This is a genomic window from Actinophytocola sp., assembly GCF_045807065.1.
In the GTDB taxonomy this organism is placed as follows: Bacteria; Actinomycetota; Actinomycetes; order Mycobacteriales; family Pseudonocardiaceae; genus Actinophytocola.
On sequence record NZ_JBJMIE010000694.1, the window covers coordinates 1 to 7,029 of the forward strand.

7 protein-coding genes, 3 pseudogenes and 1 other annotated feature are annotated in these 7,029 nt (G+C 67.9%); of the genes and pseudogenes, 7 read left to right on the plus strand and 3 right to left on the minus strand.

Annotation, left to right across the window (positions count from 1 at the left end):
• A pseudogene (locus tag ACJ73U_RS40785) lies at positions 1 to 200 on the plus strand (IS30 family transposase); the annotation flags it as partial.
• A gap of 19 nt (positions 201 to 219) precedes the next feature.
• Here ACJ73U_RS40785 and ACJ73U_RS40790 read toward each other — a convergent pair.
• Positions 220 to 804 (minus strand): annotated as a pseudogene (locus ACJ73U_RS40790) (IS3 family transposase); the annotation flags it as partial.
• Positions 742 to 855, minus strand: a sequence feature (AL1L pseudoknot). Its footprint overlaps the pseudogene before it by 63 nt.
• Positions 813 to 1,133, minus strand: a complete 321-nt coding sequence (locus tag ACJ73U_RS40795; protein WP_407783146.1) for a transposase — start codon at positions 1,131 to 1,133, stop codon at positions 813 to 815. (Overlaps the previous feature by 43 nt.)
• A 58-nt stretch (positions 1,134 to 1,191) precedes the next feature.
• Between ACJ73U_RS40795 and ACJ73U_RS40800 the strand changes: the two are divergent.
• From ACJ73U_RS40800 to ACJ73U_RS40825, 6 genes and pseudogenes are all read left to right on the plus strand, one after another.
• Positions 1,192 to 1,724 (plus strand): annotated as a pseudogene (locus ACJ73U_RS40800) (transposase); the annotation flags it as partial.
• Positions 1,725 to 1,804: 80 nt separating this feature from the next.
• Positions 1,805 to 3,181 carry an IS701 family transposase gene (locus ACJ73U_RS40805; protein WP_407783141.1) on the plus strand — a complete coding sequence of 459 codons (1,377 nt, stop codon included), beginning with the start codon at positions 1,805 to 1,807 and terminating at the stop codon, positions 3,179 to 3,181.
• A 113-nt stretch (positions 3,182 to 3,294) separates the two neighbouring features.
• Positions 3,295 to 3,840 (plus strand): hypothetical protein, encoded by a 546-nt coding sequence (locus tag ACJ73U_RS40810; protein ID WP_407783142.1) that lies wholly within the window; start codon positions 3,295 to 3,297, stop codon positions 3,838 to 3,840.
• An 831-nt stretch (positions 3,841 to 4,671) separates the two neighbouring features.
• Positions 4,672 to 4,854: a helix-turn-helix domain-containing protein gene (locus ACJ73U_RS40815; RefSeq protein ID WP_407783143.1), complete on the plus strand. Its 183-nt coding sequence runs from the start codon at positions 4,672 to 4,674 to the stop codon at positions 4,852 to 4,854.
• 5 nt (positions 4,855 to 4,859) lie between these two features.
• The gene (locus ACJ73U_RS40820; RefSeq protein ID WP_407783144.1) at positions 4,860 to 5,210 is read left to right on the plus strand and encodes a hypothetical protein; all 351 of its coding nucleotides are present in this window, start codon (positions 4,860 to 4,862) and stop codon (positions 5,208 to 5,210) included.
• 2 nt (positions 5,211 to 5,212) lie between these two features.
• Positions 5,213 to 6,187, plus strand: coding sequence for a LacI family DNA-binding transcriptional regulator (locus ACJ73U_RS40825; RefSeq protein WP_407783147.1), 975 nt, complete (start codon positions 5,213 to 5,215; stop codon positions 6,185 to 6,187).
• Between the two features lies 1 nt (position 6,188).
• Here the strand turns inward: ACJ73U_RS40825 and ACJ73U_RS40830 are convergent.
• Positions 6,189 to 7,029, minus strand: an 841-nt coding sequence (locus tag ACJ73U_RS40830) for an aldehyde dehydrogenase family protein (protein ID WP_407783145.1), incomplete at its 5' end; no start/stop codon positions are given.

Here is a 7,029-nt window from a genome sequence, read left to right on the forward strand (position 1 = left end):
CGAAAACACCAACGGCCTGCTGCGGCAGTACTTTCCCATAGGAACCGACCTCTCCCGCTGGAACCGCACCGACCTCGCCGCCGTCGCCATCACACTCAACAACCGTCCACGCAAGACGCTCGACTGGAACACACCGGCCGAAGCATTGAACAAGCTGCTACTATCACTGCAATAAAGTCGGTGTTGCGACCACCAGTTGAATCCGGGTTGAACGCCTCTATCGGAATGATGAACAAGACCGTCAATGCCACCTCCGGTGCTACCTCCGCGTGCCCAGATCGCCATTTCCAGGGCGTCGAGTGCGAGGTCGGCGCCGAGATGGTCAGCGACCTGCCAGCCGACGATCCGGCGGGAGTACAGGTCCTGGACGAACGCGGTGTACGCCCAGCCGGCCGCGGTGGCGACGTAGGTGATGTCGGCGACCCACCGCTGGTCCGGCGCGTCCGCGGTGAAGTCACGTTCCAGCAGGTCACTTGGCCTGTCCGCACCCGGGATGGTGGTCCGTGGCCGCTTACGGGGCGCGGTCACCCCGCTGATGCCCAGCTCGCGCATCAGCCGCTCGACCGTGCACCGCGCCACCTCGACACCCTCGCGATGGAGCTGGCCCCACACCTTCCGTGCCCCGTACAGGCCACGTCCCGGCCCACGCCACGCCCGCAGAATCTCCTTCTTCAAGCATTCGTCACGGACCGCACGAGCCGACGGCTTCGACTCCCGTTTCTTCGCCGCCCAATACGTCGACGGCGACATCTCCAGCACGGCACAGATCGGCTCGACGCCGAACTGGTCCCGGTGGGTATCGATGAACTCGACTAACGCGGCGGTTTCGGGTCGAGTTCCCGGGCGAAAAACGCCGACGCCGCCTTCAGGATCTCGTTAGCCCGCCGCAGCTCACGATTCTCCCGCTCCAGCTCGGCGATCCGCTGAATATCGCTCGACGACGTGCCGGCTCGCTTCCCGCCGTCAACCTCGGCCTGCCGCACCCACGTCCGCAACGCCTCCCGATGCACCCCGAGCTGGTCGGCGACCCGGCCGATCGTCCCCGTCCGCTCGCCTGTCTGCTCACGTAGCTCAAAGACCATCCGGACCGCACGTTCCCGCAGCTCAGACGAATACTTCCTCGGTGGTGCCATAGCCCCTCACCTTTCCAGGTATCAGAGCCTCCAACCAACCCAGGGCGATCCAGAGGACACCGGTTTGATCGCTGGGGTCACGGCCGCGTTGGCCGATACTTATGCTGGTCCGTGGCAGCATGCACCGGGGCGGGTGTTCACCGATATAGCGGTGGCGATCGCCGATGGCGCGGATTGTGTGTCCCATATCGAGGTGTTCGGTGACCGGCATGGGGTGTGTGGGCCTGTGGCGTCGATGCCGACGATGTGGCGGATGCTGGACCGGATCGATGAAGCGCATGTTCCGGGTGTCATGGCCGCGCGCGCAGCGACGCGGGAGCGGCGCGGCAGGCTGGGGCGGCCCCGGATCTGACGGGATTGCTGCAGACCGATTTCGACGCCACGGTCACGATCTCGCATTCGGAGGACAAGAAGAACGCGGCGAAGACGTGGAAGAAGACGTTCGGTTTTCATCCGTTGTTGGCGTTCCTGGACCGCCCGGAAGTCTCCGGTGGTGAAGTCCTGTCCGGCCTGTTGCGTCCGGGAAACGCTGGGTCGAACACGGCAGCGGATCACGTCACCGTGCTGGAGCGGGCCCTAGTACGGCAGCCGCACTTTGGTGATCTTTGCTGGTCAGGGTGGTGAGTGACCCCTGTTGATCATGGGAGCAGCCGCCTCAAGATCATCAGGTTGTGACACAAGAGATCGGTGAGGCGGCTGCGGCTGTCATGGTAGAGGGTGTGCGGGCGGTGGCGAATCTGGAGGTGTTGCACGGCCGGTTGCGGTCGTGTTTCGCGCGGAGGAAGCCGTTTGAGCAGGCCGGGAAGTATATGACTGGGTTGATGAGTGATCTGCCGCGCAAGAATGGGTGGACCATCGCCGAGCATGCCGGTGATGCCACGCCGGATCGGACCCAGCGACTGCTCAATCAGGCGGTCTGGGACCACGGCCGGGTCCAGGGTGTGGTGCGGCGGTTCGTGGTTGAGGCGTTGGGTGATCAGCCGTTGCGGGTGGGAGCGCTGGACGAGTCCGGTCAGGAGAAACAGGGCGAATCGACCGCGGGCGTGAAACGGCAGTACATGGGTTGTGCGGGTCGGGTCGCGAACGGGGTGAACACGGTGTACTGCTCGTATGCGACTGCGGGTGGGCACGCGTTGGTCGGAGCCCGTATCTATGTGCCCGAGGAACAACTCGCCGATGCCGAACACCGGGCGGTGTTGGGTATCCCCGCTGAGGTGGGATTCAGGACCAAGTCGCAGTTGGCGCAGGACATTCTCGCTGACATGATCGCCGACCGGTCGATCCCGCCGTGGATCGCCGGTGACGAGGTCTACGGGAGGGCCGGGAAACTCCGCACTTTCCTGGCCGACAACGGGATCGGGTACGTGATGCGCGTTGGGTGCGCATTCACCGTCGAGGTCCGGCCCGGTCAGCGGATGCGTGCTGACGCCGCCGTGACCACACACCTGGCCAGCCGCAAGTACCGGCGACTCTGGCAAGTCTGCTCGGTGACCGGGTCGAAAGGTGAACGCGCCTATGCGTGGGCCTGGCTGGCCACCACCAGCCCACGCGACTACCTGTTGATCCGCAAACACCTATCCACCGGGGAGTTGGCCTTCCACTACTGCCACATCCCGGCCGGACGGCCGGTCACACTGATGGCCCTGGTGCGTGTCGCCTGCTTGCGGTGGCCGGTCGAGGAAGGGTTCGAGTTCGGCAAAGACCACTTCGGACTCGACCATTCCCAGGTCCGTCTCTACACCGCGTTGTTGCGGCACATCGTACTCACCCTGGCCGCGCTCGCGGTCTGCGCCATCACCGCTGCCCAAGCCAAAACCCGTGCGCCAGCACCGATCCTGCCCACCACACCCGACGACTCACCACCCGAGGACCTCGGTCTGATCGCGCTCACCGTCGCCGAGATCAAACGGCTGTTCACCCTGGTCACCCGCCGACTCCAACCTGAAACCCACCACCTGCACTGGGTCTGGTGGCGCCGACGCCACCAAGCCCGCGCTCGCTGGTACCACCACCGCACCCGACTCCGCCGACAAACCAGGCAAACATGACAAACTCAAAGTGCGGCTGCCGTACTAGGCCGTCGCTGACTCCCTCCGCGGGGAGAGCTCTCATCCGCACACTCCGTTATTCTCTCTTGTAGACAGTCGAGAGAGGACGAGACGTGGACGAGGACACCGCCGAGAACAACGTGAAGGAACTGCGGAGCCAGGTGTACGCGCTGCGGAACCAGGTGACCCGGCTGGAGATTGCTGTCTTCCGTGCGGTGGTGGCCATCGGCGCGACCGCCCTGGTGCTGGGCTACTTCGTGCCGTTCCTCACCGCCACCGAGAAAGCAGGCGAGGACGACTCGATCGGCCTGCTCGCCGCGGTCTTCGGTCTCGGCGGCTCGGGCGATGGTCCGTTCAGCGAAGAAGCGGCGATGGCGGCGATCGTTGTCGGCGTGTTCGCCTTGGCGATCCTGGTCGCGCTGATCGCCCTGCTACGGCTGTTCGGCAACCAAGTCGGCAGCCGCCCCGTGCGTTTCGCGCGTGTATGCGGGATCATCCTGCTGGTGGCGTGCGGATTCGGGTGGTTGCTGGTATTCGCCCTTGCCGGCCACTTCGCCGGTCGCGTGAGCGCGTTCTCCCCGGCAACCCTGTCGTTCACCATCGGCGGCGCCGCCACCCTTCTCGCCGCCGCCCTGCACCCCACCGATTGGCGCATCTGACCGCACTGCCAACGCAGATAGTCCCGTGCGAGCCACGACACCCTCGACCACATCTGCGGCAGCGAGACCCCGCTCGCCCGGTCGGTGAACGACAGCGTGGCCTCTACCGCGATCACCTGCCCATTCGCGACAGCATTCGTGATCCGGAGTTTCCGGTCCGGAGCGGCTGCCAGAACCGCCAGCTCACCGGCGAGAACGTCCTGACCGCTGGTCGCGATTGTTCTTCCGTTCACCGTGACCGTGGCGTTGGCCCAGTACCTCTCGACAACGCCGGCAACGTCATCACTGTTGTAGAACTCGACAATCTCACCGACAGCAGCGAGAGCATCCTGTCGCGGGCCGGAGTAACGGATTCCTGGGCTCGGCCGTACCCGGTCACGCCGTCCGGTTCCGGGTTGAGTTCACGACGTGAAGTGGCATAGGCTCGATATTCGGGTCCCATTGGTTGACCGGTGACCCGCCCCGCGGGCGAAGCGAGCAACACCGAGAGGTTGCTGCGCAGCGTGTGCTCGCCAGCGCCGAAGCCGTCCTCCGCATAGAACGCCACGGCCAGCGGCAACACCGCGGCCAGATCGGCAGGACCAGCCACGCAGGACCACCGGCGCGAACGTCATGCCGTCAGTACACCCGAGCCGACCACTTCGCGCACCGGGGTGGCCATGGTTGGCAACACCTTCCTCGGCGTGGTACGCAGTCGTACCACGCGCACGGTACCGATGTACCATCGGGCACGAGTGAGGTGTATTAGCGTGACGACAGTGAGGACAGAGCCGCTCGAGCAGGTGGACCCCTTCCGCCGCCGACTGCTCGACGGCCTCGCCGGGTCCATTTGTGGAGATCGGCTACCGGAGCACGACGGTGGCCGACATCGTGCGCAGGGCCCGCACGTCGCGGCGGACGTTCTACGAGCACTTCGCCGGCAAGGAGGAGTGCTTCGTCGCCCTGCTGACCGACGCGAACGACGCCATGATCCGGTCAATCACCGCCGCGGTCGACCCGGCGCGGACTGGGTGACACAGGTGCGGCAGGCCGTCGAGGCGTGGATCGCCTGCGCGGAGTCGGCGCCCGGGATCGTGGTGAGCTGGATCCGGGACGTGCCGGCGCTCGGCACCTCCGCCCGGGACCTGCGGCGCGACATGATGGCCGCGTTCGTGCGGATGGTGCAGACACTCCTGGAGACCGACGAGTGGCGGGCGATCCGACCGGAGGGGGTGTCGCGGCAGCTCGTGATCATCCTGCTCGGCGGGCTCCGCGAGCTGATCGCCACCACCGTCGAGGAAGGCGGCCGGGCCTCGGACATCACGAAGGTAGCGGTTAAGGCGGTCGTCGCGCTGCTGGCCCCGCCCGGCGGGTTATCGTTGCGCGCGTGAGCATGGAGGAGCCCGTCACGCTGGTCGCGCTGGCACGGGCCGCCGGGGTTTCGAAGACGACCGCGTCGGACGCGTTGCGCAACTCGGGCCGGGTGTCGGAGCGGACGCGTCAGCACGTGGTCTCGGTCGCGAACAGGCTCGGGTACTCCCCCAACCCGTCCGCGCGGTCGCTGCGGCGGGCCAGCACGGGGGCGATCGGCCTGCACGTGCCGGAGATCCTCACCCGGTCGGAGTACTACATGTCGTTCGTCTTCGGCGTGGTCGACGAGGCTGCCCGGCAGGACTACGACGTCACGCTCATCACCTCGCGCCGCGGCACGTTCCCGAGGGTCGACGGCGTGGTGCTCGGCGACCCGCTCGAGGCCGACGTGGTGGTGCGCGGCCTGATGACCTCGTCGGTGCCGGTGGTGACCTGCGAGCGGTTCACCGGCGACTCCGAGCCGGCCGGCGTCGTCCTGTCCGACCACGCCGCGGTGCTGGCCGAACTGCTCGACCACCTCCGTGCCGCTGGGGCGCGGCGGATCGCGCTGCTCGCGTCGAGCGCGGTCACCGACTGGGGCGCCACGCTGCAGCGGACCTACCGAGAGTGGTGCCGGGCGGCCGATGTGCCGCCACGGTTGCGGGAGCTGCCGTTCGGCTCACCGCCGACGGCCGTGCAGGACACGGTGGCCGCCCTGCTGAACGAGGACATCGACGCCCTGGTGTGCGCCCCGGACGGCGCGGCGATGGCGGCGCTGCCGGTGCTGCGCGCGGCGGGCCGGCACATCGGCGACGACCTGCTGCTGGCGTCCTGTGTGGACAGCACGCCGCTCGGGCAGGCCGACCCGCCGGTCACGGCCATCGACCTGCGACCGCGCGCGGCGGGCGCCGCGTGCGCGAAGCTGCTGTTCGACCTGATGAACGGCCAGGCCGAGCAGGGCGCGGTCCTCGGCCATCCGATCGGCCTCGTCGAGCGCGCCTCCACCGGGAAGCCCTGACTCAGGGTCGGGTGACCACCCCGTCGACGCGGCGCGGCAGCCGCCAGGGATTCGCCTCCCGCAGTGCCGGTGGCAGAGCCGCATCCGGGACGTTCTGGTAGGCCACCGGACGGGTGAAGCGGGTCAGCGCGGCCGCGCCGACCGACGTGCTCGACGGGACCGTGGTCGCCGGCCACGGCCCGCCGTGGTGCTGTGCCCACGTGACCGCGACGCCCGTCGGCCACTCGTCGACCGCCACCCGGCCAGCCAGCTTCGTCAGGCGTTCGACCAGCCAGGGCACGTCAGGGTCGTCATGGTCGGCACCGCCGGTCATCACCGCGGCCGCCAGTGTGCCCTGCAGCCCGCCGAGCGCCGCCTCCAGCTCCGCGCGGTCGGTGTACTCCGTCACGACGGCCACCGGGCCGAAACACTCTTCCAGCAGGCGGGAGCCGTTCGTCAGCTTCTCGATCGGCACGGAGAGGACCGTCGCAGGTGCCGCCCACCCCGCGTCGGGACCGGCGACCTGGCCGGCCACCGTGCCGCCAGCGGACACCAGCTCGCCGACGCCGTCGACCGCCGCGTCCGCGATCTGCGAGGTCAGCAGCCACGCGCTCGGCGCGAGCCGCCGCAGCTCCTTCGCGACCACGGCCGCCATGCCGCTGCCGGCCGGCGCGAACAGCAGACCCGGCTTGGTGCAGTACTGGCCGGTGCCACGGGTGAACGACTCGACGAAACCGGTCGCCAACCGGTCCAGTGTGGCCACCGCGGCCGGGGTGACCACCACCGGGTTGACCGTGCCCATCTCCGCGAACACCGGGATCACCACGTCCCGTTCGTTGGCCATCCGCCACAGTGCGAGGCCG

Excerpts from the sequence above, each read along its gene's own strand:
- ACJ73U_RS40795 (WP_407783146.1), bottom strand. The coding sequence starts at position 1,133 with ATGGCACCACCGAGGAAGTATTCGTCTGAGCTGCGGGAACGTGCGGTC.
- ACJ73U_RS40825 (WP_407783147.1), top strand. The coding sequence starts at position 5,213 with ATGGAGGAGCCCGTCACGCTGGTCGCGCTGGCACGGGCCGCCGGGGTT.